The following is a 26,149-nucleotide window of genomic DNA, read 5'->3' on the forward strand; positions in this document are numbered from 1 at the left end:
GAGGGCCTGCGCCCTCCCCGAGAACCAACACAAAAGCCGGACTCAATCGTCCTGCACGATGCCGTATTCTCGCAGCAAGCCCCCTATTTGCGTCTGATCGAGCTTTTTCATGAGCAGATGGCGCAGGAAATTCGGCCCCGGCAGCTCCATCTCCTTGCCGTCGCGCAGGCGCCCGGTGGCCGCAAGCAGCGTGCGCACGTCGTACGTGGAGTTGAACACCTCGGGCACGCCGCGCTCCACGCCGAGCAGGGTGTAGACCGCCTCCATCGGCGTGCGCACCGAGTATTCGGTGGTGAAGATGCAGTCGCGCTGGCGCGACTCGGCAAACTGGCCGATGAAGGCAAAGTTGACCGCCCCGGCCGGCACCACGTCGGGCCGGTCGCCCGCCTGGCGCGGCATGAAGAACGAGGTCACGTAGGGCATCATCACCGGCACGGTGCGCGCCCCGGTGGCGGCCAGCGCCGCAATATCTTCGGGCGGCACGCCCAGGTGGTAGAGCCATTCCTGCGTGATTTCCTCGCCCGTGCAGTCCTGCATGGGCTTTTGCACGTAGTCACCCAGGCGCTCAGGGAACAGGCCATACACCCAGACAACGATCTGCTCCTTGGGCTGGGCCTTGAAGTGCGGCTGGCGGTTGACGGTCCAGCTCAAGAGCCAGCCCGAGTCCTTGGCCGTGACGATACCGCCCGTCACCACCTTGCCGCTGAAGGGATCGCGCTTGGCGATTTTCTGGATGTACTGCGGGATGCGTGCGTCCAGCGTGGTGACGGTGGCCGACTCCCACTTGGTCTCGGGAATGTGCGCGCCAAACACATCCGGGCGGCCAAAGGCCGGGTCTTTGGCCGCAATGCGCCGCCACAGCTCCCAGGCCGGTGCCGGCCCGGTGTTGAGCTGCGCGGGGGTGTGGTGGTCGCCGCAGTCGGAGTTTTCCGTGAGCGAGCCGATGGTGAGGAACACCAGCTCATCCGGCCCCAGATCAACGCCGCCTGCCACGCCGCCCTCGCGCCAGTGGATGCGCGTGGCCTGCTTGCGCCCGCTCGCCAGGTCAAAGTCCACGTCCAGCACCTCCACGCCGTAGCGAAAGCGCACGCCCTGGCCCTGCAGCCACTGCACCAGCGGCAGCACCAGCGATTCATACTGGTTGTACTTGGTGAACTTGAGGGCGGAAAAATCGGGCAGGCCGCCGATGTGGTGGATGAAGCGGTGCAGGTACAGCTTCATCTCCAGCGCCGAATGCCACTCCTCGAAGGCGAACATGGTGCGCCAGTAGAGCCAGAAATTGCTGGCCAGGAATTCAGCGCCCAGCACCTCGTTGATGCGCTTGTTCTCCACCTCGGCACGGGTTGCCATGAACAGCCAGATGACCTCTTTTTGCGCCTTCTCGCTCAGGGTGAACAGGCCGTCGGTGTGCGCGTCCTGCCCCTGGTTGACGGTGGCGCGCTGCAGCGAATAGTTGGGATCGTCCTTGTTCAGCCAGTAAAACTCGTCGAGCACGCTCGCGCCGGGGATCTCCAGCGAGGGGATGGAGCGGTACAGATCCCACAGGCATTCAAAGTGGTCTTCCATCTCGCGCCCGCCCCGGATGACAAAGCCCTTGCCGGGCTCGTCGCTGCCATCGAGCGCGCCGCCGGGCAGGGCCAGGCGCTCCAAAATCGTGATGCGCTCGCCCGCCATGTGGCCGTCGCGCACCAAAAAAGCCGCCCCGGCCAGCGCCGCCAGGCCCGAACCGACGAACCAGGCCGACTTGTTCTCCACCCCGGCAGGCTTGCGGGGGCGGGCAAAGGCTTCGTAGTTACCGCTGCTGTAGTACATGCACTTTCCTTTCAGAGAACTGACGACTCATGGTAAACCCGTATACCGCTACCGCCATGCGAGAGCGCAGCGCAGTGGCTGACCCAGGTCAAAGGCCGGTGCGGCGCTTTTTCATGCCCGTAAAATCCCCCGTTCTGCTTCACAACCCGCAACCGCCGGCCCGCCCATGACCACTGTTACCCTCGACGCCGTCAGCGTCACCACCCAAGCCAATGTGTACTTTGACGGCAAATGCGTCAGCCACAGCCTGACGCTGGCCGACGGCACGAAGAAATCGGTGGGCGTGATCCTGCCCTCGACCCTGACCTTCAACACCGGCGCCGCCGAGATCATGGAATGCGTCGCTGGCGCCTGCGAATACCGCCTGGCCGGCTGCGAAGACTGGCTGCCCTCGCGCCCGGGCGAACGCTTTAGCATCCCTGCGCACTCACACTTCGACATCCGCGTCACGCAGGCGTACCACTACATCTGCCACTTCGCCTGATTTCAAGGCATTTTGGCCTCCAGCGCTTGCTAATCAAGCGCGAACAGCTATTATTTTGAGAGCAAACCCATGGCAAGCATCCTGCAACACCTCCCCGTCGGCCAGAAGGTCGGCATCGCTTTTTCTGGCGGCCTCGACACCAGCGCCGCGCTGCGCTGGATGAAGAACAAAGGCGCCCTGCCCTACGCCTACACCGCCAACCTGGGCCAGCCCGACGAGGCCGATTACGACGAGATTCCCCGCAAGGCCATGGAATACGGCGCCGAGCAGGCGCGGCTGATCGACTGCCGCACGCAACTGGCGCACGAGGGCATTGCCGCCATCCAGGCCGGGGCGTTTCACATCAGCACCGGCGGCATCACCTACTTCAACACCACACCGCTGGGCCGCGCCGTGACCGGCACCATGCTGGTGGCGGCCATGAAGGAGGACGACGTGCACATCTGGGGCGACGGCTCGACCTTCAAGGGCAACGACATCGAGCGCTTCTACCGCTACGGCCTGCTGACCAACCCCAGCCTGCGCATCTACAAGCCCTGGCTGGACCAGCAGTTCATCGACGAGCTCGGCGGCCGCGCCGAGATGTCGGCCTTCATGACGAAAGAGGGTTTTGGCTACAAGATGAGCGCCGAAAAGGCGTATTCCACCGACAGCAACATGCTGGGCGCGACGCACGAGGCGAAAGACCTCGAATTTCTCAACAGCGGCATCCGCATCGTCAACCCCATCATGGGCGTGGCGTTCTGGAAGCCCGAGGTCGAGGTGCTGGCCGAAGAAGTGTCCATCACCTTCGACGAAGGCCAGCCCGTAGCCATCAACGGCAAAGAGATTGCCGACCCGGTGGAGCTGTTCCTGGAGCTCAACCGCATCGGCGGCCGACACGGCCTGGGCATGAGCGACCAGATCGAGAACCGCATCATCGAGGCCAAGAGCCGTGGCATCTACGAGGCCCCCGGCATGGCGCTCTTGCACATCGCCTACGAGCGCCTGGTCACCGGCATCCACAACGAGGACACCATCGAGCAGTACCGTGTCAATGGCCTCAAACTCGGGCGCCTCTTGTACCAGGGCCGCTGGTTCGACCCGCAGGCCATCATGCTGCGCGAGACCGCCCAGCGCTGGGTGGCACGCGCCGTCACCGGCACCGTCGCGCTGGAGCTGCGCCGGGGCAACGACTATTCGCTGCTCAACACCGAAAGCCCCAACCTGACCTACGCGCCCGAGCGCCTGTCGATGGAAAAGGTGGAAGACGCGCCGTTCTCGCCCCTGGACCGCATCGGCCAGCTGACCATGCGCAACCTCGACATCTCCGACACGCGGGGCAAGCTGGGGGTGTATTCGCGCGCCGGCCTGCTGTCGCTGGGCGGCAATGCGGCGCTGGCGCAGCTCGAAGACGGTAAAAAGCAATAAAAATAGCTGATAGCGCTTATCCATCAAGCGCCATCAGCTATTAAATAAATAGCAAAAACCCGGCAACTGCCTAATACCAATCAGGGTTTAACTGACTGGCATTAGGCAGTTGCCGGGTTTTTTCATGCCGCCCGTGGCTGCGGCAAGCGCCCCATGGAACGCACAATGGCCGCCAGCGCCACACCATAGGCCGGCACGAACAAGAGCAGGCTCACGGCCAGCTTGATGACGTAGTCCACCCAGGCAATCTCCACCCAGTGGGTGGCCATGAAGGGATCGGGGCTGTGCCAGAAGGCAATGGCAAAAAACGCCAGCGTATCGAGCGCCTGGCCAAACACCGACGCCGCCGCCGGCGCCAGCCACCAGGCGCTGCTGCTCTGGCGGATGCGGTCAAACACCTGGATGTCCAGCAACTGCCCCAGCACGTAGGCGGCAAAACTGGCAAAGGCGATGCGAAACACGAAAGTGTTGAATTCGGCCAGCGCCGTCAGGCCCTTGAAGCCGCCCTCGTGGAACAGCACGCCCACCACATACGAGGCCAGCAGCGCCGGCACCATGGCGCGGGTGATGACGCGCCGCGCCGCCGGCTTGCCGATCAGGCGCACCGTCAAATCCGTGGCCAAGAAGATGAAGGGAAAGCTGAACGCCCCCCAGGTGCTGTGAAAACCCCACAGCGTGATGGGCAGCTGCACCAGGTAGTTGCTGGCAATGACGATGGCGATGTGAAACGCCACCAGGAGGGAGAGATAAAACGGCACGCGCGAGGGGCGCGCCAGTGCGGATGGCATGGCAGTCCTTTTTGATGGATGGGGGCGAGGGAACCCATGGAAGAAAACGCGGGCCGCAATTATAGGCGCGCGGGATATGCCACCCGGTAAAGATGCGCCAAATTTGAATCCAATCTGGCTGTAACGCTTGCTGGACAAGCGTGAGCCGCTCTCATTTTTGATGCGCCTACCAGGGCGCACCGGCAAAGCGCTGCACCAAAAAATCCAGCAGCGCGCGCACTGCCGGCGCCAGGTGGCGGCGCGACGGGTAGAGCGCGTACACCGTGAGCTGCGGCGGCGTCCAGCCGGGCAGCAGCGCCTGCAGCGCGCCCGCCTGCAGCAGCGGCCGCACCAGGTAGGTGGGCTGCAGCGCGATGCCGGCGCCGGCCTGCGCCGCCGCCATCAGCACCACGGCGTCGTTGGCGGTGAAGCGTGTGGGCACGCTCACCGCCTGCACGCCGGCCTGGGCGTGGGTGAAGCGCCATTCGCTGCGGCCAAAGTTGGCGTGGCCCAGGCAGCGGTGCGCCGCCAAGTCGGCCGGCTGTGCCGGGCACCCCATGCGCGCCAGGTAGGCGGGCGCGGCCACCAGCACCGATTCGCACCGGGCCAGGGGCCGCGCGATCAGGGCCGGATCGGGGTCGGCGCTGATGCGGATCGCCAGGTCGATGCGCTCGGCCACCAGGTTCACCGAACCATCGCCGACGTGCAAATCCACGTGCAGCTGCGGGTGCAGCGCCAGGAAGTCGCCCAGCGCCGCCGCGAGCTGCGCGTAGCCAAACGACAGGCTGCAGGTCAGCCGCAGCTGCCCGCGCAGCGCGCCATCGGCGGGGGCGGTGGCCTCCTCCACCTCCTGGGCAATGGCCAGCATCTGCAGGCAGCGGCGCAGGCACTGCTCGCCGGCGTCGGTCAGCGTCACACGGCGCGTGGTGCGCTGCAGCAGGCGCGCGCCCAGCCACTGCTCCAGGGCGGCGACGTAGCGCGTGACCATGGCGCGCGACAGGGCCAGGCGCGCGCTGGTGGCGGTGAAGCTGCCGGTCTGCGCCACATCGGCGAAGACGCGCATGGCGGTGAGGCGGTCCATGGTATTTGCGCAAATCAAGAAACAATCAAGCGCATTTTGAGGCGTTTATCTGCATCGTTTCAAGCAATAAAGTCCTGTCCATCGTTTTTCAACCGGATTTTTTTCATGACTTTGCGCACCACCTTGCTCTGCACCACCCTCGCCCTGGCCTTCGGCGCCGCCCACGCCGCCGGGCCGCTGCAGCTGACGGTGTACAACGCCGGCGCCGGCAGCTTCCACGTCAATTCGGTGCTGCTGAGCGGCGAGAAGGAGGCGCTGGTGATCGACACCGGCTTCACGCGCGCCGACGCCTACCGCATCGCCGCCAACGTGCTCGACAGCGGCAAGACGCTCAGCACCATCTTGGTGAGCAACGCCGACCCGGATTACTACTTTGGCGCCGAGACGCTCCAGGCCCTGTTCCCGCAGGCCCGCGTGGTGGCCACGCCCGCCGTGCGCGAGAAAATCCAGGCCAAGATGGCCGGCAAGCTGGCCTTCTGGGGCCCCAAAATGGGCGCAAACGCCCCCGTGCGGCCCGTGCTGCCCGAGGCCCTGGCGGGCACCACGCTCACCGTGGATGGCCAGGCCGTGGAGCTGCGCGGCACCACCGGGCCGCTGGCGCACCGCCCCTACGTGTGGGTGCCATCGCTGCACGCCATCGTCGGCAACGTGGCGCTGTTCGGCCACATGCACGTGTGGACGGCCGACACGCAAAAGCCCGCCGAGCGCCAGGCCTGGATCGCCCAGCTCGACGACATGAAGGCCCTGCAGCCGCGCGTGGTGGTGCCGGGCCACATGGCCGCCGGCACAGCCACCGACGCCGGGGTGATCGACTTCACGCGCGGCTACCTGGTGAAGTTCGAGGCGGCGCTGCAGCAGTCGCCAGACAGCGCAGGCGTCATCCAGACCCTGCGCGCGGCCTACCCGCAGCTCGGCGAGAGCAGCACGCTCGACCTGGGCGCCAAGGTGAACAAGGGCGAGATGGCCTGGTGATTTTTGAGCGTTCTTGCCTGATTGGCGACATGCCTGAGCCATACCCCGTTCGCCCTGAGCTTGGCCTGTCCTGAGCTTGCCGAAGGGTCGAAGGGCAAGCTCGGGCAGTGCCCTGGCTTCGACAAGCTCAGCCCGAACGGATGGGGGAAAGAGTCTGAGGCAAGTCGCTAATCAGGCGTTTTTGGGCTCTAGCGCTTGCCAGTCAAGCGCTAGCAGCTATCAAAAAAGAAGCAAAACCAAAGCCCGAAGCCGCTACAGCACCACCGGCTCGGGTTCGAGCCGGATGCCAAAGCGCTCGTACACGCTGGTCTGTATCGCCTTGGCCAGGGTCATGACCTCGCCGCCGGTGACGCTGTCTTCGGGCGTGCCCCGGTTCACCAGCACCAGCGCCTGCTTGTCGTACACGCCGGCGCGGCCCACGGTCTTGCCCTTCCAGCCGCAGGCGTCGATCAGCCAGCCGGCGGCGAGCTTGATGGAGCCGTCGGCCAGCGGGTAGTGCACGATCTTGGGCTCGCGCGCGATGATGTCCTGGCATTGCTCGGGCGTCACCGTCGGGTTCTTGAAGAAGCTGCCGGCGTTGCCGATCAGCGCCGGGTCGGGCAGCTTGGCACGGCGGATGGCGCACACCCAGTCAAAAATCTGCTGCGCCGTGGGCGCGGCCACGCCCTCTTCCTGGCGTTTGCGCTCCAGGTCGAGGTAGCCGAGCTCCGGGCGCCAGTCCTTGCGCAGCCACAGCCGCACATGGGTGATGACGGCGCGCCCGGCCAGCCCCATGCCCCGGGGCAGGCCCGACCCCTCGTGCGCGGCCAGGGGGGCAGCGTGCTTGAACACCGAATCGCGGTAGCCAAAGGCGCATTGCGCGGCGTCGAGGGTGAAGGGCTGGCCGCTGGCAAAGTCCACTGCCACCAAGGAATGGAAACGGTCTTGCAGCTCGACGCCGTAGGCGCCGATGTTTTGCACCGGCGCCGCGCCCACGGTGCCGGGGATGAGCGCCAGGTTCTCCAGCCCGGGCCAGCCCTGCTGCAGCGTCCAGGCCACCAGGTCGTGCCAGCGCTCGCCGGCGCCGGCCTCGATCAGCCAGCCGCGCTCGGTTTCTTCGAGCAGGCGCATTCCGGGGATTTCCATCTTCAGCACCACGGGCTTGACGTCGCCAGTGAGCACAATATTGCTGCCCCCGCCGAGCACGAACAGCGGCTGCGCCCCCAGGCGCTGGTCGGCCAGCAGCGCGTGCAGGCCCTGGGCGCTGCGCACGCGCACCAGGGTATGCGCGCGCGCGGCAATGCCAAAGCTGTTGTAACTTTGAAGGGGAACGTTTTTCTCGACTAACATCGCCCGCATTGTCGCACCCACCCCCAGCGGGTGCGGGTTTGTACCAGGACACCCGAGTATTGCCATGCCTTCTTTTGATACCGTTTGCGAAGCCAATTTTGTCGAAGTGAAAAACGCGGTGGAAAACACCGCCAAAGAGATCGGTACGCGCTTTGACTTCAAGGGCACCAGCGCCGCCATCGAACTCAAGGACAAGGAAATCACCCTGTTTGGCGACGCCGATTTTCAGCTGCAGCAGGTCGAAGACATCTTGCGCGGCAAGCTCACCAAGCGCAGCGTGGACGTGCGCTTTTTGGACGTGCAAAAGCCGCAAAAAATCGGCGGCGACAAGCTCAAGCAGGCGGTCAAGGTCAAGAACGGCATCGAGTCCGAGCTGGCGAAAAAAATCCAGAAACTGATGAAGGAAAGCAAGCTCAAGGTGCAAGCTGCCATCCAGGAGGACAAGGTACGCGTGAGCGGTGCCAAGCGCGACGACCTGCAGGCCGCCATGGCCCTGATCCGCAAGGAGATCGACGACACCCCGCTGTCGTTCGACAACTTCCGCGACTAAGCCCCCACCGCACCATGGCAGCGCCCGCACACGACGGCCAGCTCGAAGACCAGTACGAGGATTTGCTCGGGCTGTGGTCAGACCTGGAATCGGCGCTGTCGGCGCTGCTGGCGCGGCCCATGCAAACGCAGGACTTTGTCGCCAAAGTGGGCCAGCTCGACCGCTGGCTGCAGGACCTGGTGGCGCACGACACCGACGCCGCGCTCTACCTGATGTTCCAGCTCGCCTCGACCTCGACGGTGGGCTACAGCGCCTCGCACGCCCTGGTCTGCGGCACGCTGTGCCACATCGTGGCGCAGGATTTGCAGCTGCCCGCGCCCGAGCGCGACAGCCTGGTGCACGCTGCCCTCACCATGAACATCGCCATGACCGCGCTGCAAGACCTGCTGGCCGGCCAGCGCGAACGCCCCAGCGCAGCGCAGCAAGAGGCCATCCGCAGCCACCCGCGCGAAGGCCAGTTGCTGCTCTCGCGCCTGTTCGTGCAAGACGAGCTGTGGCTGGACGTGGTCGGCCAGCACCACGCGCCGCTGCCCGAGCGCGAGCCGCTGGCGCAGCTGCCGGCAGCCGACCGGCTCACGCGCATTCTTGGCACCATCGACCGCTACGCCGCCATGATCAGCCCGCGCAAATCGCGCGAAGGGCGCAGCGCCACCGATTCGGTGCGCGCCATCGTCGGCCAGGAAGACACGCTGCGCGAGGAAGTGAGCTACGCCCTGGTGCGCGCCGTCGGCCTGTGCCCGCCGGGCACCTTTGTGCGCCTGGACAACGGCGACACCGCTGTCGTCCTGCGCCGCAGCAACAAGGCCAACCAGCCGCTGGTGGCGAGCATTCTGGACGCCAAGGGCACGCCGCGCCCCGAACCGCGTCTGCACCAGACCAGCCTGGGAAAACCGCGCGTGCAATCGGCATTGGCGCATGGCGCCGTCACCGCCGAGGCCAATCACCGCACCATGGTGCGCCTGGGCCTGTACGCCGCGCGCCACAGCCAGCAGCAGCTGCGCAGCATGGTCACCATGCCGGGCACGCTGCACTGACGGCCCGGCAAGCACCGGCCCTACTGATCTGCCCTTTTCAGCGGCGCTTTTTAGCGGCGCTTTTTTTCTTCGCCACCGGCGCCGGTGCGGCCGGCGCTGGCGGCGTTTTTTTGCCGCCCACCTTGGATTCCTTGCCCTGCAGCAGGCGCTGGATGTTTTCCTGGTGGCGCCAGGCGAGCAGGCCCGCCATTACCGCCATCACCAGGGCCATGGGCGCATTGGCAAACCACAGCAAGCCACTGGCGAGCAGGTAAATGACCGGCGCCAGCGCCGCCGCCACCAGCGAGGCCAGCGAGGAGTAGCGCGTGGCCAGAACCACCGCCAGCCACACCAGGCCCGCCGCCAGCCCGAGCCAGCCGCTAAAGCCCAGCAGCACGCCCAGCGCCGTAGCCACGCCCTTGCCGCCGACAAAGCGGAAAAACACCGGCCACAGATGGCCCAGGAACGCTGCCATGCCAACGAGCGCGGCCGTGCCCTCCTCCAGGCCGTAGGGCTGGCCCCAGGCCAGCACCAGCACCACGGGCACCCAGCCCTTGACGGCATCGAGCAGCAGCGTCACCGCTGCCGCCGCCTTCGAGCCCGAGCGCAGCACGTTCGTAGCGCCGGGATTTTTGCTGCCGTAGGTGCGCGGGTCGGACAGGCCCATGGCCCGACTGACGATGACGGCAAACGAGAGCGAGCCGAGCAGATACGCCGCCACGGTGGCGAGCAGGGGGTAGAAAAAAGAGGCGGTCAACGCAGTGTTCCTGGCCAGTCAATCAAAGAGGGCGCTATTCTGCCAGCGCGCACTGCACCGGCTTGGCCGCCAGCAGCTGCAGGCACACCCGGGGGTCGAGCTGCAGCAAAAAGCCGCGCCGCCCGCCGTTGATGGCGATGCGCGGCAGCGCCAGGATGCTCTCTTCGATGTACACCGGCATATCGCGGCGCGTACCAAAGGGCGAGGTGCCGCCCACCAGGTAACCGCTGTGGCGATTGGCCACCTCGGGCTGGCAGGGCACGACGCTCTTGGCGCCGATCTGGCGCGCCAGGTTCTTGGTGGAAACCTTGCAGTCGCCGTGCATGAGCACGATCAGCGGCTTGGCGTCCTGGTCCTGCATGACCAGGGTTTTGACCACCATGTGCTCGTCAAACCCGAGCTGGCGGGCGGATTCTGCCGTGCCGCCATGCTCGACGTAGTCGTAGGGGTGCTCGGTAAAGGCTACGCCCTGCTGGCGCAGCAACAGGGTGGCCGGGGTTTCGCTGACGTGGGAAGTCTTTTTTGCCATGGCTAAAAATGGTAGCGACAAATCACAGGGGGATATTCATCCGCGCGGGGGCAGGCATCCGTCCCATGAGAAAATCGCCGGTTATTTCGCCCAAAACACACAGGACACCCGCACCATGGAAGCAGAACGCATCAACCAAATCGGCAACACCCTCCAGGACTTGGCCACGCGCACGGCCGAGTTACGGAGGTATCTTTGACTACGATGCCAAGTACGAACGCCTGCGCACCGTCAACGCTTCGCTAGAAGACCCCGCCGTCTGGAACGACCCCAAAAAAGCCCAGGAGCTGGGCAAAGAACAAAAGTCGCTCAGCAGCGTGGTCGTGACGCTGCAAAAGCTCACCGCTGAGCTGGCCGACAACGCCGAGCTCTACGAGATGAGCCGCGAGGAAGACGACGAGGCCGGCCTCGTCACCATCGAAGGCGAGACCGCCAAGCTGCTGCCGCTGATCGAGGAGCTGGAATTCCGTCGCATGTTCAGCCAGGAGGCCGACCCGCTCAACTGCTTTGTCGATATCCAGGCCGGCGCTGGCGGCACCGAGGCCTGCGACTGGGCCAGCATGTTGCTGCGCCAGTACCTGAAATACGCCGAACGCAAGGGCTTCAAAGCCACGGTGGAAGAAGAAACCGCCGGTGATGTGGCGGGTATCAAAAGCGCCACCATCAAGATCGAAGGCGAATACGCCTACGGCCTGCTGCGCACCGAAACCGGCGTGCACCGCCTGGTACGCAAGAGCCCGTTCGACAGCTCTGGCGGGCGCCACACCAGCTTTGCCTCACTGTTTGTTTACCCCGAGATCGACGATTCGATCGAGATCAACATCAACCCGTCGGACGTGCGCACCGACACCTACCGCGCATCGGGCGCGGGCGGCCAGCACATCAACAAGACCGACTCGGCCGTGCGCCTGACGCACATCCCCACCGGCATCGTCGTGCAGTGCCAGGATGGGCGCAGCCAACATTCCAACCGAGACGTCGCCTGGCAGCGCCTGCGCTCGCGCCTGTACGACTTCGAGATGCGCAAACGCATGGAAGAGCAGCAAAAGCTCGAAGACACCAAGACCGATGTCGGCTGGGGCCACCAGATTCGCAGCTACGTGCTCGACAACAGCCGCATCAAGGATTTGCGCACCAACGTCGAAGTCTCGGCCACACAAAAAGTGCTGGACGGCGACCTGGACGTGTTCATCGAAGCCTCCCTCAAGCAAGGCGTGTAAGCACGCGCCCCACCGAAAGCCCAAGCCATGATGAGAGAAGGACAAGCCACCGCCGTGCAGCGCCTCGACTACCAGGCGCCCGCCTACTGGATCGACAGCGTGGAGCTCACGTTCGACCTGGACCCGGCCAAGACCCGCGTCTTGAACAAAATGCGCCTGCGCCGCAACCCGGACGTAGCGCCGCAGCCGCTGCGCCTTGACGGCGAGGAGCTGAACCTGGCGCGCGTGCTGGTCAACGGCGCCGGCACCTCGTTCAAGATCGAGGGCGAGCAGCTGGTGCTGGAGAACCTGCCCGAGGGTGACGAGCCCTTTGCGCTGGAGATTTTCACCACCTGCGCGCCCATCAAGAACACGCAGCTGTCGGGCCTGTACGTCAGCGGCGAGACCTTCTTCACGCAGTGCGAGGCCGAGGGCTTTCGGCGCATCACCTACTTCCTCGACCGCCCGGACGTGATGGCCAGCTACACCGTGCTGCTGCGCGCCGACAAGGCACAGTACCCGGTGCTGCTCAGTAACGGCAACCTGGTGGAAAGTGGCGCGCTGGACGACGGCCGCCACTTTGCCAAATGGGTCGATCCGCACAAAAAACCCAGCTACCTGTTCGCCCTGGTGGCGGGCAAGCTCGTCGCCCGCGAGCAGCAAATCATCAGCCGCGCGGGCAAGCCGCACCTGCTGCAAGTCTGGGTGCGCCCGGGCGACCTGGGCAAGACCGAACACGCCATGCATTCGCTCATGGCCTCCATCGCCTGGGACGAAACGCGCTTTGGCCTCTCGCTCGACCTGGAGCGCTTCATGATCGTCGCCACCAGCGACTTCAACATGGGCGCGATGGAGAACAAGGGCCTCAACATCTTCAACACCAAGTACGTGCTGGCCAGCGAAGCCACGGCCACCGATGCCGACTTTGCCAACATCGAAAGCGTGGTCGGCCACGAGTACTTCCACAACTGGACGGGCAACCGCGTCACCTGTCGCGACTGGTTCCAGCTCTCGCTCAAAGAGGGCCTGACGGTGTTCCGCGACCAGGAGTTCAGCCAGGACATGGCGGGCAGCCCTTCGGCGCGCGCCGTCAAGCGCATCGAGGACGTGCGCGTGCTGCGCACCGCCCAGTTCCCCGAAGACGCCGGCCCCATGGCCCACCCGGTGCGCCCGGACAGCTACGTCGAGATCAACAACTTCTACACCGTCACCATCTACGAAAAAGGTGCCGAGGTGGTGCGGATGCAGCACAACCTCGTGGGGCGTGAAGGCTTTGCCCGTGGCATGAAGCTGTACTTCGAGCGCCACGACGGCTCGGCCGTCACCTGCGACGACTTCCTCGCCGCCATGGCCGACGCGAATCCGAACAGCCCGCTGGCCGCGCACCGCGAACCGTTCGGTCGCTGGTACAGCCAGGCCGGCACGCCCCGGGTACAAGCCCAGGGCCAGTACGACAGCGCCGCGCAAACCTACACGCTGACGCTCACGCAAACCTGCCCGCCCACGCCCGGCCAGGCGCAAAAGCTGCCCTTCGTCATCCCCGTGGCGCTGGGCCTGCTCGGCCCCGACGGCAACGCCCTGCCCCTGCAGCTCGCTGGCGAAGCGCAGGCCAGCGGCACCGAGCGCACCGTGGTGCTGACCGAAGCCAGCCAGACGCTGACCTTTGTGAACGTCGCCGCGCAGCCCGTGCCCTCGCTGCTGCGGGGCTTCAGCGCCCCGGTGGTGCTGGAGTACGCCTACAGCGACGCCGAGCTGCTGCACCTGCTGGCGCACGACAGCGACGCCTTCAACCGCTGGGAGGCGGGCCAGCGCCTGCTGCTGCGCATTGCTATCAAAAATATAGCTGCTTGCGCTTGCCTGGAGCGCCCTAGCGGTCAAATTGATGCCCCATTGCTGCCCCTGGAGCTGGTTCAAGCCCTGCGCAGCGTGCTGCGCCACCCCGAGCTGGACGCCGCCTTCAAGGAGCTGGTGCTGACGCTGCCGTCCGAGAGCTACATCGCCGAGCAGCTCGACGAGGTCGATCCGCAGCAAGTGCACGCCGTGCGCGAAACCCTGCGCCTGGCGCTGGCGACGCAACTGCACGCCGACTGGGCCGAGGCTTTTGACGCCCACCAGGCCAGCGGCGCCTACCAGCCCGACGCCGCCAGCAGCGGCCGCCGTGCACTCGCCGGCCTGGCCCTGTCCATGCTGTGCCTGGCCGCACGCGAGAGCGGCGACGCCGTCTGGCCCGGCAAGGCCTACCAGCGTTTCAAGGTGGCGGGCAATATGACCGACCGCGCCAACGCCCTGGCCGCCCTGGTCGGCAGCGGCCACGAACTGGCCCAGCCCGCGCTGGCGCGCTTTCACGCGCTGTTCAAGGACGATGCCCTGGTGCTGGACAAATGGTTTGCGCTGCAGGCCGGTCGCTGCGACCGAGGTGGCGACGTGCTGCCCGCCGTCAAGGCGCTGCTCAAGCACCCGGACTTCCAGCTGAAGAACCCCAACCGCGCGCGCAGCCTGATCTTCAGCTACTGCAGCGCCAACCCCGGGGCCTTCCACCGCCAGGACGCTGCCGGCTACGTCTTCTGGGCCGACCAGGTGCTGGCGCTCGACGCCATCAACCCCCAGGTGGCCGCCCGCCTGGCGCGCGCGCTCGACCGCTGGAAAAAACTCGCCGAGCCCTACCGCAGCGCCGCCCGCGAGGCCATCGCCCGCGTGGCCGCCAAGGCCGAGCTATCGAACGACGTGCGCGAGGTCGTGACCCGCGCACTGGCCGATCAATAACCCCGGAGCTATTGCATGAGCATGAACAACCACCGCATTTCCTTCACCCGCTACCTGGTCGAGCAGCAGCGCGACCATGGCCGCATCCCACCGCAACTGCGCCTGCTGCTCGAAGTGGTGGGCCGCGCCTGCAAGCGCATCGCCCTGGCCGTGAACAAGGGCGAGCTTGGCGACGTGATGGGCAGCGCCGGCAGCGAGAACGTGCAAGGCGAGGTGCAGAAGAAGCTCGACATCATCGCCAACGAAACGCTGATCGAAGCCAACGAATGGGGCGGCCACCTCGCCGCCATGGCCAGCGAGGAAATGGAAGGTATCTACCTCGTGCCCAACCGCTACCCGCAGGGCGAATACCTGCTGATGTTCGACCCGCTCGACGGCTCGTCCAACATCGATGTCAACGTCAGCATCGGCACCATCTTCAGCGTGGTAAAAAAACCCGAAGGCCACCCCGGCGTGACCGAGGCCGACTTCCTGCAGCCCGGCCACCAGCAGGTCGCCGCCGGCTACTGCATCTACGGCCCGCAGACCACGCTGGTGCTCACGGTGGGCGACGGCGTCGCCATGTTCACGCTCGACCGCGAACAGGGCTCCTTCGTGCTGACGCGCGAGAACGTGCGCATTCCCGAGGACACCAAGGAATTCGCCATCAACATGAGCAATATGCGCCACTGGGACGAACCCGTGAAGCGCTACATCGACGAATGCCTGCAGGGCAAGGAAGGCCCACGCGGCAAAGACTTCAACATGCGCTGGATTGCCAGCATGGTCGCTGACGTGCACCGCATCCTGTGCCGTGGCGGCGTCTTCATGTACCCCTGGGACAAGCGCGAGCCCAACAAACCCGGCAAGCTGCGCCTGATGTACGAAGCCAACCCCATGGGCTGGCTGGTAGAACAAGCCGGCGGCGCCGCCACCAACGGCAAGCAGCGCATCCTGGACATCCAGCCCAACCAACTGCACGAGCGCGTGAGCGTGATTTTGGGATCGAAAAACGAAGTGGAGCGCGTGACCAGTTACCACAATGGCCTGTAATACGCGCCTTGCGACATAAAAAAACAGCGCATGTGACATGCGCTGTTTTTTTATCCAGAAAACCCAGGAAGGTGTCGTGGTTCAACAGGGAACCTCTAAAAACCCCCGTCGTTCCCTGAGCGCCTGCACAAAAAACCAGAAAATCCCCACATGAGCCCACCTCCCGCCCGCAGCGCCCTCAAGCCCGACCTGTTTGCCGACGCAGCCCACAAGCGCAAAATCGAATCGCTGGGCGACCCGCTGCAGCTCATCGCCCGGCACATTGACTTTGCCCAGCTCACACAGACCATCGACACCCTGCTGCCTCGCGGTGACGCCAGCCGGGGCGGGCGTCCACCGTATCCCACCGAGGTGATGGTACGCATCCTAGTCTTGAAGCATCTGTACAAGCTCAGCGACGAGCAGACCGAGTACCAGCTTCTCGACCGCATGAGCTACCGGCGTTTTTGCCTGCTGCAGGACAGCGCCACCATTCCTGACCGTAACACCATCTGGCACTACCAACAGCGCCTGGGCGTTGATGGCGTGACGGCGCTGTTCCAAGCCATGGACAACCAACTGCTGCGCTACGGCTATCTGGCGCGCTGCGGGCAGATCATCGATGCCACCTTGGTGAGCGCCCCCATCCAGCACTTGACCAAGAAGGACAAAGAGCAGCTCGACCAAGGCGACATCCCCGAAGACTGGAGCGCCGCCAAGCGCAGACAGAAAGACCTGGATGCGACCCATACCAAGAAGCACGGCAAGAGCTACCACGGCTACAAGCTGAGCATCAGCGTGGACGTGAAACACAAGTTCATCCGCAAGATCACCACGGGCACCGCCAGCGAGCACGACAGCAGGCACTTTGACGAAGTGATCGATGAGGGCAACACCAGCCTTGACGTCTATGCCGACCGGGGTTACCCCGGCGCTCGGCGCAGTGAAATGCTCAAAGTGCTGGGCTATCGCGAACACATCCAGCGCAAGGCCAAGCCCAACCAACCCCTGAGTGACTGCCATAAGGGCCGTAACAAGCGCATCGCCAAGACCCGTGCGCGGGTAGAACACCCCTTTGCCCAGATGCGCCACATGGGCGGCAAGATCATCCGCACCATCGGACAGGCCCGCGCCACGGTGGCCATGACCATGATGGCCACCTGCTACAACCTCAAGCGCCTGGCGCGGTTCCTGGAAGATGGAGTGGATGTGTTCTTCAAGGTCAAGCCATCAAAGAGCCAGGTGCGTCTGCAAGGGGCCAATGGGTGAAAAATGGGGCGGGAAATGGCCTCAAAATGGCTTGAATTGCCTAAGAAATGGGCAAATTCGAGAGGGTGGCCTCGCTGCGACTGGCTCGGGGTGAAAACTGGCGGTTTTTAGAGGTTCCCTTATGAGTGTTTTACCGTCAAAGACCGGTTTGGTCCGAATAGTTAACGGCAGGGTCTTAATCCGGCCCTAGGGATCTACCGTCACCTTTACCGCCAACTTGTTCCGCTTGCTGGCGATAGCTACCGATAGATGCCGTGACGTATTTACTTATAAATCAATACGTTACGACTTTTCTTCGATAGCTGGCGATAGACCCCGAAGGACCCGATTTCACTCCCACTCAATCATCAACAAATCGCCTAAACCCGCGTGGTTAAAGGGATTGGCTGTGATCAACATAGGGCGTTACCGTCACTTTTACCGTCAGAAGCGCGCATCCTTTGCTGGCGCGGGAAATGGAGCGATTTGCGGGGAAGCGATTCCGGCGACACCATCGTCAATCAGGACATAGGATAGCGGAATCTGCTCTCGCCTGAGGCAAAACACATCTGTAGATTGCGCAACGAGCCGAACAGGCAACATCAGCTAGTCGTCTAGTCCCTGCTCCTGACGCCGCCATGCTTCCAAGAACGCCGAGACCTCTGGAGACGATCCTCCGGCTGCAACCTCTTCCACGCGCCGCCGAAACTCCGCTACATCCATCAAGCGGTCTAGGCCCTTCACTTGCGCCCGAGTCGTCCGCCTCGCCACAAAGTCACCGAGGCCGCCCATTCCGAGACCCTGACTCCAGCTGTACGAAGTGAATGCAACTGCAAACTGCTTGACCCCCTCGTCGGTAGCCAACTGCCCGGAGGTCCACTGTTTGACCACCGCACCGTCGTCATTGGCCAGTTCACTCCAACGGTACAGCAGATATGCCAGATCTTGACTCTTGAGGAGTGAGGCATCTTTCGAAGCATCCGCGATCCTATTCCCAAGCAATTTTCGCAGCGTCTCTGCATCGGCGGCAGTCGTTAGACACTTGTCTTCGGGCTCAGGCTCCTTTCCCTCACGAGGGTGGTAGTCTGTCCATGCCGAATCAGCAAAGCTGGCCAACCACCCCAACGAAGCTGTTTGACATGCGGCGACGTAGATCGCGGACCGCTGGTCCAGCGTAAGACGATCCCTGGTGAGGCTGCGTAACAGCCAATGCAAGCGTAATTCGTTGCTTGCCATACTGAAGGCCCCGCCACGATCTGCTTCGACATTGATCTCATCAGCCACCGCGAAGAGTCCTGTCAGCAGCGGTTCGATATACGCCACGTCGACCTTCTCGGCATGTAAGTTAAGTTCGTCAAGTACCACGGCCGCCTTGGTTCCCCCTGAAGGCCGCACAATCAAGGCAGCCCTTCGCATTTCGGCGGCGATGAACGTGGAGTCATGAGCTTTCGCAATGAGTCCATCCAGTTCCGCTGCAGAAAGAACTTTCGCGCCTATGGCGAAGCGAAAGTACGCATCGAAATGAGATGCTGAACATACACGCCGCTCAGCGGCCCACCGGCGTCCAAAGTCTCCCCCATAGTGCATGTTTCCCCACACAGCCTCAAGCACAGGAAACAACCTCATCATGGTGTTGCGGAGCCGCTCGCGCTGAGCGCCTACGGACGAACGTAGCAGCAAGTCTTCGTATTCTTTTGCGCGTGCCCCCCTGTCATCGCGCTCACCACCTGCCGAATGGCACAGACGATCTTTGTTCTGGCGGACTGAGCGGTAAATGTCCGGGTGCAACAGCCGCAGAACCTCCAAGGCGACAAAGTCTGCTGGGTCAACCTCCCCCGCCACTGCGGGCCAAGTTACAGCCAGCGAATTGGTAAACCGTGCCACATCTCGTGGGGTGCGCATTTCTGGTGCAACCCCTTCATGAAAGATGTTCATGAATCGGAGCAAACGCTCCTGTGGCAGGTCTCCACAGATGGCCCCTATCTGTGCAAGAAGATGCCGATGGACATCAGTGGTCATCGGCTCCGGCAGCTCGAACGCCGCTTGGACAATCTTTTCCAGGTAGTGCGGTCCCTCCGAAGGAAATCGCTCACTGACAATCTTCTCGGCCAGTTGCCGGTCGTACACCAGCAGATACATGACATTCGGCAAGCGACCGACCGACTTCACCAACCGGAAAATCAGCAGCGCCTCGTCTGGTGAGAGCCGATCAATGTCGTCGATTACGACCAGGAAACGCCGAGGCTGCTCCGCCAGCGCTTTCGAAAGGTCTGCATGCAGCTTCTCCACGCCCTCCTCTTGCTGGATGAGTCCACCGAGCCATTCCATGGCCCCACCAGCTACACCGCCAGCACCGCCTGCGCCGGCAAGATCTGCTGCGCTCCCCAAGACCGCCCCAGCCTTCAATAGTCGGGCACCGAGCTTAGGGAGAGACTTTTTGAGTTTCTCTCCCAATGTCGGCGACATGCCTGCATACAGCTCTCGAAAGAAGGCCAGCGCGAGCGCCTCTTCACCCCGAAACCACCAGCAGGTGAAATCGATAACCGCGACGTCACCAGCCTTAACGGCACCATCAAGGTGGTGTCGGATGAGATTCAAAGCGCTGCTCTTGCCGGAACCCCATGGCCCGTTCAATGCGATCACAGATCCCGTTGGCGATTGGATCTTGAGAATGCTTTTTGCCAGTGCAGCTGCAAATGGATCTATCCCAAAGCGGTCTTCCGACGGCGTCAATATGGGTTGATCATTGTGCGAAAGATCATTCATTTTGGTCCCGTTCTTCTAACGAAAGTCGGTATGTAGCAGCTCACAACGCTTTCAAAAGCGTGTTGCGTCACGACTTTCCGCAACAGTTCTAGAAGCCGAGAGTGAGGCCAATCTGGAAGGAGTTCAATTGAAAATGTCCACTGTCAAGAGATTTCTGCTTCCACCGCAAGGGCGAAAATCTATGCCTGACACGGGTTTCGAGAGTATCTGGTTTCCGAGCGCAAACGCACTGCATCCGAGCCAGGAGTCGTATAGGAGCCTGGCGATTGTGCATCTACGGCAGCCTGAAGCGCGGGCCAGCGCATAAATGGCGAGCGCACCGGCGCTGCGAGCCACGCCTCTGGCAGAAATTCGCAGCAGTCCGAAGTCTAAACAGCGGCTAGCAAGGTACTCACCGGTCGAAGCGCGGAAATTCTTCCACGCTCGCCTTCAACTCGTTCACCAAAACCTGAGCATCATCGACGATGTGCTGAAGCGACGTGCCACCATCCATGTAGACCCTCATGGACACCAGTTGGAGCAAGCCAAGACCGATGCGGCGCAGGTCGAGTAGCGTGCTTTCTGGCAGCAGGGACAGCCTGAAGTAGGTCCATTTCGCGATTTGCTGGCCGATGCCGTAGGTTTCCTGCTGGGCTTTCTCGACGCGCCCGTCGAAGATTTCTTTTCCGGCTCGCTCCCACATCTGGGCCAACTTGCGAGCCAGCTTGGCAACCGCTTCTAGGACTTCGCGCTGAGTCTCTTGGCTGATTTCGACCGGGTCGACCAGTTCGCGCATCAACTCCGCAGCAGCGAAGCCTGCAGCGCTGCATACGTCGTCGAAGCTGTCCCCTCCGCCGATGTAGTGCCGGAACTGCGCGACTTCATCGAGCTTCTCAGCTATGGCTTCCAATCGTTCATCGACGTGGCTGTCGATGGCCCAGTCTGTGACGGACAGGTCGCGAAGCTTCGATGCATAGGTTTCAGCATCCGCTGACCACTCATCAACCCAGGGCTTCAGGCTTCGCATATTGGCGTCGGTATCGCTCCAGCGCCGCACATTGGCAAGCACGTCGGCCAGCGCAGACAGCTCCGGATGATTCTTGGCACGCTCCGTAGCCGCCGCGGGGACCAAGGCAGCGCGAATCTCTGCGGGCGTCGCCGGTCGGGAGACCGGGCCATGCCGGATGTACGCGCGCCCATCCACGTAGTACAGAGACTCCGAACCCTTCTCGACGGTGACGACGAGAACTCCGCTCCCATTGGCTGATGCCCAATTGATCTGCGGACGAACAGGAGGGTCGATGATCTGGCAAACGCCCACGATCCGCCTTTCGAAATCATCCCGTACCGCTGAGTCATGTGCATTTGCGACTCCAGGAATCGAGCCATCGTCCGCCACCCCAAGAAGGAGACGGCCACCGCGGCTGGCGGCGAAGGCCGCGATCTCCTTCGCGAGATCTCTTACCTGCTTCGGCAACTCCCGCTTGAATTCGACAGTCTCACTCTCGCCGCCCTGAGCAAGTCGAGGGAGCTCTTCAGATAGCTGGGCGTCAGCCCACGGTTCGATGATCATGGCGACATCATGCACAAACCTGGGCGGATGCGGTCAGAAGCGGGGCATCGTCCTGCATCTACTTGCACCCCGCGATTGCTGGAACCCACCGTCGGCACTATGGCCAAGAGCTACCATCTGTCTTTTCACTGGTGTTCGAATCGCAGCCATGACCAATCAGCTCGCAGACGTCGTCAAAGAACTGGCCGAGAAGCAAGTCGGGTTCTATGCAACGCATGACCATCCGCATGGTCAAGCGACCGTTCCGCTCCCATCCCAAGAAGTGATCCGGTATGCGGCCGATCCTGTTGGATACCTCGCCGAACACTATCGGGTGAGCAGAGAGGATTACCTTGCATGGCACCGTTCAGGCTACAAAGTGATCTGCTCTGGCCTCACCAAAACTGGCAAGCCTTGCAAAGGAATCGTTCGCGGCCTATCCATGGTTACCAGCCCCGCACTGTGGGTGCAAGGCCAGGGTGGACGCTGCACCACACACGGGTGAGCGCGTCCCGTCTCCGATTCGAGGTCGGTGGTCAGGAACGTTCTGGATGCCTCAGCTTTTTGTCCACTACAGATCGTTCAATCGCTGCATGGACCGGCCGCGCGCCTGTCAACCAACGAAATAGCTGCGCCGCTTTGATCGGTAGTTCGACGGGTCCAGGTGTGCGGGCAACCATTGGTCGGTTTGCGCCTTCAAGTAGTTTCCTGGGCTTTTGGGGTTGCGCCGGTACTTCGCCGCCAGGTAGCGCGCGTAGTGATGGTCGAACAGGCGCATGAACTCCCCGAAGTAGATGTCCGCCACCCGGGTGTCGCCGTGGATCACGAGCATGTTCTCGTCATTCTGCGTCTGGGATGAACTGCTGAAGTTCGCCGATCCAGTTACGACGGTAGGCTGTTCTCCCAGTGGATCGACCAGCATGTACTTGGTGTGGATGTAGTCGTTGCTGTTGAGCGGGTTGCCGCTTTCCTTGAGTGCGTTCGTGAGCGCGTTGTCATCCTCGATGTAGCCGCCTGGTGCGAAGATCACGTCGCCATCAGCGCCAAGATCCTCGGTCTTCTTGAGCGGATCGTCCTTGACGATGTAGCGCAGCACATCGTTCTGCTTCTGAAAGACGGCCAGGAATTCCGGAGCGATGTCGAAGGCCGCTGTGAAGCACACTAACTGCTGGGCAGCCTCGGCCAGGTTTGCATACCACTGCAGGGTCTTCTCTGCCTGTGGAGTTTCCTTGGTTTCGCGAGGACTGAACAAGGGATAAGTACCTGGCTGCAGGGGCAACGAGGGAGTTGGACTCGCCTCGGCATTCGGCTCGCGCAACTTAGTGGCCGTGAGGTTGTGCTGCAGACGCTCCCAGTACTCCAGGTACTGCGCTGCGATCTCCGGGTCATGAACGACGTGGCCAACGTTCGAATGGCCGAAGATTCCGCCGGCGGAGATGTTGGTCGACCCTGTCCACACACTGACCGGCTTGCCGTCCTTCAGAAGCACGATGAACTTGTTGTGACGGATGCCTGCGGTGACTGTTCGAGGATGGACGAATTCGGCCAGGCCCGCCTCTTCGATCGTGGCTTCGTTCTCCACCTTGTAGGTGCTCTCCGCGTCATAGACGATCTGTACATCGCCTTTGTCTGCGGCGTCACGCAGCGCCTGAGCGACAGGCAGGTAACGGAATTCATAGAAGGCCGCGCGCAAGCCCGTGCCCTGCTTGGCGCCGCGCTTGATGAAGGCGAGCAGGGCCTCATACAGGCCGCGCGAGAGCCATTTCATCGGTTTGGAAGCAGGGGCATTCGAATCAGGAGCGGCATTGTCGAATTCCCGTGCATAGGCCTGAGAGCCGATGACGCCCCGATTGAAGTGAACCTCGTGCCGGGAACTCTGGCCAGCAGAAACCGCAGTGGTTTCGCAGCGAACGCGGACCGAGACGCCCTGAGCCTCATCGATCCATAGTTTCTTGGGCTCGCCGAAGACAGGCTCCACCGCATATTCGTATTCCACGCCGGCAGCGGCTGTGTAGTCTGCCCACAGGAAGCTCTGGATCGGATGCTCGCTGGTGGGGACCAGCGTGCCCGGCGGCAGCCCCTTGTCCTTGTCTTCGAACCGCTTGAGGCCTCGCAAGTAGTAGCTCGTTTGCACATTCCCGGCCGCGTCGAACTTTTGTCGATGCACGGCAAAGCCGAGGAGGTTGCTTTCGCCGACAAGCGTGGAGATGTCCGGTGGAACCACGAAGTCCCAGGCCAGGACGACGACATGGGTGCCGGCAATGGCGCGCAGGCGCAAATAGGGACCGGTGGCCGATGCTCGCATGGGGCGTTCCTCCCGAGGTGGCTACTGGTAAGGGGTCCTGACCCTGACCTTCTGGCTGTCAGGGGTTCCGCCTGCCGGGCAGCGCATGGGCTTGAGGCCCTTGTCGAGGCAAATCCATAGTTCCTTGAGTCGGTTGCCCGAGGCTACGTTGACTCGCAGGCTATCGGCTAGCAAAGCCGGGTTGCGAGCCAGGAAAGCCTGCTTGATGTCGGCCACCTTAACGTCGACCAGTTGATTCGGGCTTGGCTTGATGCCCACCATGTCCTGCGTAGTGGGGCGACGCACCGAGGTGTACACGGTCTGGATGTCGGAGAAATAGCGGTAAGGCGATGACCAGCCGCACGTGCCATGGGCTTGCCACTCGTTTTGCATCAGGTCCGAGCCCGGCATCATGCAGAGGTGCTGCTTGACCAAAGGGGCTGGCAGCGAACCGACGCTCTGGCAGTTGCGCGGGTGATCCTGATTAGAGCGGGCCTGTCCGTTCTGGGGCCACAGGCCATGCACCACCCATTCGAATCGATTCCCGGAGAAGCACTGAAAGGCGTGCTTCTCTCGTGCAGGCTTGGGCTTGTTGCGCTGGGCTTCGCAATGTTCCGGCGACCAGGACAGAACCATGGCCAGATAGTCCGTCGGCAGGTCTTTGTTGACGTAATCCACAGGCCTTGGCGGAGCGGGTTCGACCGTGCCAGGCAATGCGCAGATTTCTTGCGCAGAGACTTGGGGCGCAAAGGTTGCCAGCATGCCGCAGAGCAGGACATGCGTCCAAGTTGCACGTCTAAATCCAAGTCCCATGATGACCTCCCGTTGTGGCGAAACACACCTGCGCATGGTTCTGACATGCTCATGTCTCGCTATTCTTCGGCGGAAATATGACGACCCGTCGTCAGCGAAGCTTTGGTGCATCTGCCCCCAATGAGACAGATTCGGCCTCCGGCTGAGCCCAATCAGGATGGACACGGGCGTCTCTGCTCGACGCAGGTCGCTACTATTGCTCGCCGCAAAGCATCGCCGAACTTTTCAAACTCGGCAAGCGATGTTGTGCCAACCACGCGCCGGTGCCTATACTCCTAAAGCACAAGCCCCCCCGCAGGCGATCGCCGCGGATTCTGGAAACCAATCAAGCCGAATGGGTGAAGGAGCGCTTGACTCTTTCACCTTTCTTGAATCCCCGATCCCCAACCATGAACGCTTCCAGCATGTGCGGGATCAATGTCACCGCATCGACTGCTTCGCCGTAGGTCTGCGCATGCAGAACGGCATAGCGATCCAATTCAGCCTTCAGGCTGGTCGGACAAGAAAACGTGACCTTCGTGCTCTCGGCCTTGGGTAGCGGCCCTATCCGCAGCTTTCTGGCTCCGTTCATTTCGCACCTCCACGGTTGAAGAACATCGGTTGATAGGGGCGCAGCACCAGGTCTCGGTTCACGATGACCCGCACCGGCAACCCCGGCCGCGCTGTGAGCGTCGGCTGAATGTTCATATTGCGCCGGGTCATCTCCTGCCCGATCTGGTTCACGCTGTCCTGCACGCTATCGCGCCCCGCAATAACGATCCGGTTTCCATCCTGCCGGTTCTCGGGTGCGGCCAGCTCAGCGCCCACGCCCAGCAGCGTGGTCAGCGCCGCGCCCGCCAGGATGCGTCCCCAGTGCCGGTCCACGTCATCCTCCAGCCCGGCATAGCCCGCAGGGTCAGTCCCAACGAGGTTGTCCAGCGTCAGCGACGAGGTATCGGGCAAGATGACCCGATTCCACACCATCTGCACCCGGCTGTGCCCGTAGCTCACCTGGCTGTTGTACCTGCCCAGGATGCGCGAGCCTTGCGGGATCAGCAGGAATTTTCCCTTGGCCGTGTCATAGACCGGCTCCGTCACCGTGGCGATCACATCGCCCGGCAGATCGGACTTGATGCCCGTCACCAGTGCCGCCGCGATCACCGTCCCTGCCATGACTTGGTAGGGGGAAGCGGGCATTTGCAGATTGCCGGAATTGCGGGTTTCCGTAGTTCCGGCTTTCTGGAATCCCTCTTTCTGGTCCTGCCGGTTTTGCACAGCCGTTGGATCAGCAGGCTGTGCCGCCGTCGATGCGGGCCCCGCCGCGAGCGGGTCAAAGCCCGCCAAGCCGGCGGCCAGGGTACTCGGTGCGGAGGCACCCTGCCCTGCAGCTATAGCAGCGGCACGTTGATTGGCCGAGCGGAAAAACACCGAGGAAGCTGCAGCCGCTTCAGCCTCTTTGCGCAGGGCGTCCTCGGAATCATGTCCCGGTGGCCCATACACCGGCTGCTGCGACTTCACAATGGCCGGCCCCAGATCGCCAGGCAGCGGTGGCCCCAGTTCAGGCACCCTCCGCAGTTTCGAGTAATCGGATGGAAGCTGGTCCAGGCCCTCCGACTTCGACACGCGGTCCACGTTGTACAGTTCGTTCTGCTCGCCAGCGCCACGCCGATGCGGCTGCAGCGACCAGATCATGGCGCCGAGTACGGCGACCGACAGACCGCCAGTCAGCATGGCCAGTGTGCGCCGGTTCAGGCGTGTCACCGGGCGGGGCGGGGCGCGCAGCGCTATGGCTTCAGGCGCCACCTTGCCCGGCTGCTGCACGGCTAGATCGGGAGTGTCTTCCTGGCTCAT

22 protein-coding genes are annotated in these 26,149 nt (G+C 63.0%); 10 read left to right on the forward strand and 12 right to left on the reverse strand.

Annotation, left to right across the window (positions count from 1 at the left end; genetic code table 11):
• Positions 1–42: 42 nt before the first annotated feature.
• On the reverse strand, positions 43–1,812 hold the full coding sequence (locus G7045_RS07815) for an oleate hydratase (protein WP_166159116.1): 1,770 nt from the start codon (positions 1,810–1,812) through the stop codon (positions 43–45).
• 166 nt (positions 1,813–1,978) lie between these two features.
• On the opposite strand from G7045_RS07815, the gene G7045_RS07820 reads away from it, so the two are divergent.
• Both G7045_RS07820 and argG read left to right on the forward strand, forming a co-directional pair.
• Positions 1,979–2,296, forward strand: a complete 318-nt coding sequence (locus G7045_RS07820) for a pyrimidine/purine nucleoside phosphorylase (RefSeq protein WP_166159117.1) — start codon at positions 1,979–1,981, stop codon at positions 2,294–2,296.
• A 69-nt stretch (positions 2,297–2,365) separates the two neighbouring features.
• Complete coding sequence (argG, locus tag G7045_RS07825; RefSeq protein WP_166159118.1) at positions 2,366–3,706, forward strand: argininosuccinate synthase; 1,341 nt, start codon at positions 2,366–2,368, stop codon at positions 3,704–3,706.
• A gap of 122 nt (positions 3,707–3,828) precedes the next feature.
• Here the strand turns inward: argG and G7045_RS07830 are convergent, their stop codons facing one another.
• Entirely contained in the window at positions 3,829–4,494 is a 666-nt protein-coding gene (locus G7045_RS07830; RefSeq protein WP_166159119.1) for a 7-cyano-7-deazaguanine/7-aminomethyl-7-deazaguanine transporter, read from the reverse strand.
• Positions 4,495–4,660: 166 nt separating this feature from the next.
• Positions 4,661–5,554 carry a LysR family transcriptional regulator gene (locus G7045_RS07835; RefSeq protein ID WP_166159120.1) on the reverse strand — a complete coding sequence of 298 codons (894 nt, stop codon included), beginning with the start codon at positions 5,552–5,554 and terminating at the stop codon, positions 4,661–4,663.
• Positions 5,555–5,659: 105 nt separating this feature from the next.
• On the opposite strand from G7045_RS07835, the gene G7045_RS07840 reads away from it, so the two are divergent.
• A complete protein-coding gene (locus tag G7045_RS07840) occupies positions 5,660–6,526 on the forward strand; it encodes an MBL fold metallo-hydrolase (protein WP_166159121.1) in 867 nt (288 codons plus the stop codon).
• A gap of 252 nt (positions 6,527–6,778) precedes the next feature.
• Here the strand turns inward: G7045_RS07840 and murB are convergent, their stop codons facing one another.
• A complete protein-coding gene (gene murB / locus G7045_RS07845) occupies positions 6,779–7,855 on the reverse strand; it encodes a UDP-N-acetylmuramate dehydrogenase (RefSeq protein WP_166159122.1) in 1,077 nt (358 codons plus the stop codon).
• Positions 7,856–7,919: 64 nt separating this feature from the next.
• On the opposite strand from murB, the gene G7045_RS07850 reads away from it, so the two are divergent.
• Positions 7,920–8,405 carry a YajQ family cyclic di-GMP-binding protein gene (locus tag G7045_RS07850; protein WP_166159123.1) on the forward strand — a complete coding sequence of 162 codons (486 nt, stop codon included), beginning with the start codon at positions 7,920–7,922 and terminating at the stop codon, positions 8,403–8,405.
• Between the two features lie 14 nt (positions 8,406–8,419).
• Positions 8,420–9,439: an HD-GYP domain-containing protein gene (locus G7045_RS07855; RefSeq protein WP_166159124.1), complete on the forward strand. Its 1,020-nt coding sequence runs from the start codon at positions 8,420–8,422 to the stop codon at positions 9,437–9,439.
• A gap of 37 nt (positions 9,440–9,476) precedes the next feature.
• Here the strand turns inward: G7045_RS07855 and plsY are convergent, their stop codons facing one another.
• Together plsY and G7045_RS07865 are read right to left on the reverse strand one after the other, a co-directional pair.
• Entirely contained in the window at positions 9,477–10,175 is a 699-nt protein-coding gene (plsY, locus tag G7045_RS07860; RefSeq protein WP_166159125.1) for a glycerol-3-phosphate 1-O-acyltransferase PlsY, read from the reverse strand.
• Between the two features lie 34 nt (positions 10,176–10,209).
• A complete protein-coding gene (locus G7045_RS07865) occupies positions 10,210–10,704 on the reverse strand; it encodes an aminoacyl-tRNA deacylase (RefSeq protein WP_166159126.1) in 495 nt (164 codons plus the stop codon).
• 115 nt (positions 10,705–10,819) lie between these two features.
• On the opposite strand from G7045_RS07865, the gene prfB reads away from it, so the two are divergent.
• The 4 genes from prfB to G7045_RS07885 all read left to right on the forward strand — a co-directional run bounded on the left by prfB (position 10,820) and on the right by G7045_RS07885 (position 16,946).
• Positions 10,820–11,924 (forward strand): peptide chain release factor 2 gene (gene prfB, locus G7045_RS07870; RefSeq protein WP_166159127.1). Its coding sequence is split into 2 segments (ribosomal slippage): positions 10,820–10,900 and positions 10,902–11,924, totalling 1,104 coding nucleotides; the frame shifts between segments, so codons are not numbered across the junction.
• Between the two features lie 30 nt (positions 11,925–11,954).
• On the forward strand, positions 11,955–14,666 hold the full coding sequence (gene pepN / locus G7045_RS07875) for an aminopeptidase N (protein WP_166160393.1): 2,712 nt from the start codon (positions 11,955–11,957) through the stop codon (positions 14,664–14,666).
• A 21-nt stretch (positions 14,667–14,687) separates the two neighbouring features.
• Positions 14,688–15,698, forward strand: coding sequence for a class 1 fructose-bisphosphatase (locus G7045_RS07880; protein ID WP_166160394.1), 1,011 nt, complete (start codon positions 14,688–14,690; stop codon positions 15,696–15,698).
• 150 nt (positions 15,699–15,848) lie between these two features.
• Positions 15,849–16,946 (forward strand): IS5 family transposase, encoded by a 1,098-nt coding sequence (locus G7045_RS07885; RefSeq protein WP_166159128.1) that lies wholly within the window; start codon positions 15,849–15,851, stop codon positions 16,944–16,946.
• A 585-nt stretch (positions 16,947–17,531) separates the two neighbouring features.
• Here G7045_RS07885 and G7045_RS07890 read toward each other — a convergent pair.
• Together G7045_RS07890 and G7045_RS07895 are read right to left on the reverse strand one after the other, a co-directional pair.
• A complete protein-coding gene (locus tag G7045_RS07890) occupies positions 17,532–19,691 on the reverse strand; it encodes a P-loop NTPase fold protein (protein ID WP_166159129.1) in 2,160 nt (719 codons plus the stop codon).
• Between the two features lie 391 nt (positions 19,692–20,082).
• Positions 20,083–21,243: a helix-turn-helix domain-containing protein gene (locus tag G7045_RS07895; RefSeq protein WP_166159130.1), complete on the reverse strand. Its 1,161-nt coding sequence runs from the start codon at positions 21,241–21,243 to the stop codon at positions 20,083–20,085.
• A 148-nt stretch (positions 21,244–21,391) separates the two neighbouring features.
• On the opposite strand from G7045_RS07895, the gene G7045_RS07900 reads away from it, so the two are divergent.
• Positions 21,392–21,727 carry a hypothetical protein gene (locus G7045_RS07900; protein WP_166159131.1) on the forward strand — a complete coding sequence of 112 codons (336 nt, stop codon included), beginning with the start codon at positions 21,392–21,394 and terminating at the stop codon, positions 21,725–21,727.
• A 108-nt stretch (positions 21,728–21,835) separates the two neighbouring features.
• Here the strand turns inward: G7045_RS07900 and G7045_RS07905 are convergent, their stop codons facing one another.
• The 4 genes from G7045_RS07905 to G7045_RS07920 all read right to left on the reverse strand — a co-directional run bounded on the left by G7045_RS07905 (position 21,836) and on the right by G7045_RS07920 (position 26,149).
• Complete coding sequence (locus G7045_RS07905; RefSeq protein WP_166159132.1) at positions 21,836–23,527, reverse strand: phospholipase D-like domain-containing protein; 1,692 nt, start codon at positions 23,525–23,527, stop codon at positions 21,836–21,838.
• A 21-nt stretch (positions 23,528–23,548) separates the two neighbouring features.
• Positions 23,549–24,319: a ribonuclease gene (locus G7045_RS07910; protein ID WP_166159133.1), complete on the reverse strand. Its 771-nt coding sequence runs from the start codon at positions 24,317–24,319 to the stop codon at positions 23,549–23,551.
• A 325-nt stretch (positions 24,320–24,644) separates the two neighbouring features.
• Positions 24,645–24,890 (reverse strand): DUF2274 domain-containing protein, encoded by a 246-nt coding sequence (locus G7045_RS07915; RefSeq protein WP_166159134.1) that lies wholly within the window; start codon positions 24,888–24,890, stop codon positions 24,645–24,647.
• Positions 24,887–26,149 (reverse strand): TrbI/VirB10 family protein, encoded by a 1,263-nt coding sequence (locus G7045_RS07920; RefSeq protein ID WP_166159135.1) that lies wholly within the window; start codon positions 26,147–26,149, stop codon positions 24,887–24,889. The genes G7045_RS07915 and G7045_RS07920 overlap by 4 nt, the downstream gene beginning before the upstream one ends.

Source organism: Acidovorax sp. HDW3 (assembly GCF_011303755.1).
GTDB lineage: Bacteria > Pseudomonadota > Gammaproteobacteria > Burkholderiales > Burkholderiaceae_C > Paenacidovorax.

Bases quoted from the DNA above. Each gene is read 5' to 3' on its own strand.
- G7045_RS07815 (WP_166159116.1), bottom strand. From the start codon at position 1,812: ATGTACTACAGCAGCGGTAACTACGAAGCCTTTGCCCGCCCCCGCAAG.
- G7045_RS07820 (WP_166159117.1), top strand. From the start codon at position 1,979: ATGACCACTGTTACCCTCGACGCCGTCAGCGTCACCACCCAAGCCAAT.
- argG (WP_166159118.1), top strand. From the start codon at position 2,366: ATGGCAAGCATCCTGCAACACCTCCCCGTCGGCCAGAAGGTCGGCATC.
- G7045_RS07830 (WP_166159119.1), bottom strand. From the start codon at position 4,494: ATGCCATCCGCACTGGCGCGCCCCTCGCGCGTGCCGTTTTATCTCTCC.
- G7045_RS07835 (WP_166159120.1), bottom strand. From the start codon at position 5,554: ATGGACCGCCTCACCGCCATGCGCGTCTTCGCCGATGTGGCGCAGACC.
- G7045_RS07840 (WP_166159121.1), top strand. From the start codon at position 5,660: ATGACTTTGCGCACCACCTTGCTCTGCACCACCCTCGCCCTGGCCTTC.
- murB (WP_166159122.1), bottom strand. From the start codon at position 7,855: ATGTTAGTCGAGAAAAACGTTCCCCTTCAAAGTTACAACAGCTTTGGC.
- G7045_RS07850 (WP_166159123.1), top strand. From the start codon at position 7,920: ATGCCTTCTTTTGATACCGTTTGCGAAGCCAATTTTGTCGAAGTGAAA.
- G7045_RS07855 (WP_166159124.1), top strand. From the start codon at position 8,420: ATGGCAGCGCCCGCACACGACGGCCAGCTCGAAGACCAGTACGAGGAT.
- G7045_RS07865 (WP_166159126.1), bottom strand. From the start codon at position 10,704: ATGGCAAAAAAGACTTCCCACGTCAGCGAAACCCCGGCCACCCTGTTG.
- pepN (WP_166160393.1), top strand. From the start codon at position 11,955: ATGAGAGAAGGACAAGCCACCGCCGTGCAGCGCCTCGACTACCAGGCG.
- G7045_RS07880 (WP_166160394.1), top strand. From the start codon at position 14,688: ATGAACAACCACCGCATTTCCTTCACCCGCTACCTGGTCGAGCAGCAG.
- G7045_RS07885 (WP_166159128.1), top strand. From the start codon at position 15,849: ATGAGCCCACCTCCCGCCCGCAGCGCCCTCAAGCCCGACCTGTTTGCC.
- G7045_RS07890 (WP_166159129.1), bottom strand. From the start codon at position 19,691: ATGAATGATCTTTCGCACAATGATCAACCCATATTGACGCCGTCGGAA.
- G7045_RS07895 (WP_166159130.1), bottom strand. From the start codon at position 21,243: ATGATCATCGAACCGTGGGCTGACGCCCAGCTATCTGAAGAGCTCCCT.
- G7045_RS07900 (WP_166159131.1), top strand. From the start codon at position 21,392: ATGACCAATCAGCTCGCAGACGTCGTCAAAGAACTGGCCGAGAAGCAA.
- G7045_RS07905 (WP_166159132.1), bottom strand. From the start codon at position 23,527: ATGCGAGCATCGGCCACCGGTCCCTATTTGCGCCTGCGCGCCATTGCC.
- G7045_RS07910 (WP_166159133.1), bottom strand. From the start codon at position 24,319: ATGGGACTTGGATTTAGACGTGCAACTTGGACGCATGTCCTGCTCTGC.
- G7045_RS07915 (WP_166159134.1), bottom strand. From the start codon at position 24,890: ATGAACGGAGCCAGAAAGCTGCGGATAGGGCCGCTACCCAAGGCCGAG.
- G7045_RS07920 (WP_166159135.1), bottom strand. From the start codon at position 26,149: ATGAGCCAGGAAGACACTCCCGATCTAGCCGTGCAGCAGCCGGGCAAG.